Origin of the sequence: Nostoc sp. MG11 (assembly GCF_014904695.1) — a bacterium.
GTDB lineage: Bacteria > Cyanobacteriota > Cyanobacteriia > Cyanobacteriales > Nostocaceae > Komarekiella.
On record NZ_JACXXN010000178.1, the window covers coordinates 1 to 1,225 of the forward strand.

Below are 1,225 nucleotides of genomic sequence, written 5' to 3' on the forward strand. Positions count from 1 at the left end.
TAGATACCCCAGATTTTCTTCACTATATTCGAGATCCAGCATGATGATAACAGCTTATCGGCTGTCTTCTATTTTGGAAATATACTTGAAGTTAGATAATAAATCATCCTATGGTTAGATGCCATAAGTAGCTTGAAGCTAAATAGGCAACAACTTACCTTGGGTTGCAATTACTCAAAATCCCTATCAAAGATTGAGAAAGAAGAAGTAGCAAGAGTGGAGAAGGTTTTCCTTCTGACTCCTGACCTCTGACTTCTGACTTCAGTTGAAACATGCTTTTGTGAAAATACAGCAGGAGCGCTTACGTTGATTCATTTATTGTAAGTATATTTGCTCATTATCTATGGAGCCAAGCAAAAGTTCTCAACCGCAATTGTTAACAATATTGTTATATAATTCTTGATTATATTTATGTATTCTTCACCGAAAAATCGAAATTACTAATTAAGCTATAGATATACAGACGATAACTATATTGAACTCTATAAACTAGCCGTAGCTAACGCCTTTACAGATATTTCTGGAGGCGTTTTAGCATTTAATTATATTGCTCTTACTGGTATAACTAAGCATTTTATTTATTCATTAACTAACTTGTAGTCCCAGGTATAAAACCCAATTTGATTAGTCACTCTAGAGAATCGACCTGTGCGATACTCCCGCGATAATTCATTCAGAACTTTATTCCTGACTTCTCTGATATCAGCCGCATTTAGTTCTCCATAAATTCCAGTGATTACTTCTGAGACGTTGAAAACTTTACCCGCGTTCTGTTCTAAAAAAGTAGATAAGGCATTAATTAAGAATTGACCTTCATATACTTTGAGCATTGGTATCTCTTTTGGCTGCGGCGGCTTTATTGGTTTATTATTTTTGCGCTTTGCTTGAGGTGATGAATTTTTAGTTTTATCTTTGGAGAGTAAAGTTAAAGAGAGAGTAAAATAGCCCGGTTCTCCAGGCACACTAAACCATTTATTGCTTTCCTTCCCCTGAGTCAGCGAAGATTGAACTCTACCTTTAACTACCTTAAACACTTCTGGCTCTAGCTCTCCGTAGAGCGATGCCTAACGGCAAGGCTAGCGCCAACGCACTATAAAATCTATGTGAACACTTGTGCCAATTTCTTCTGCTAATACAGCACTTGCGTCTGTTATGAGGTACAATCAATTAAAATATAAATCCCTTTAAATGAAGTCATACTCTGTCGATCTTCGAGAAAAAATAG

General features: G+C 36.2%; 1 protein-coding gene. It reads right to left on the bottom strand.

Annotation, left to right across the window (positions count from 1 at the left end; all coding sequences use genetic code 11):
• Nucleotides 1-578: 578 nt before the first annotated feature.
• On the bottom strand, nt 579-1,034 hold the full coding sequence (locus HCR01_RS37925; protein WP_193201015.1) for a hypothetical protein: 456 nt from the start codon (nt 1,032-1,034) through the stop codon (nt 579-581).
• Between the last annotated feature and the right edge of the window lie 191 nt (nt 1,035-1,225).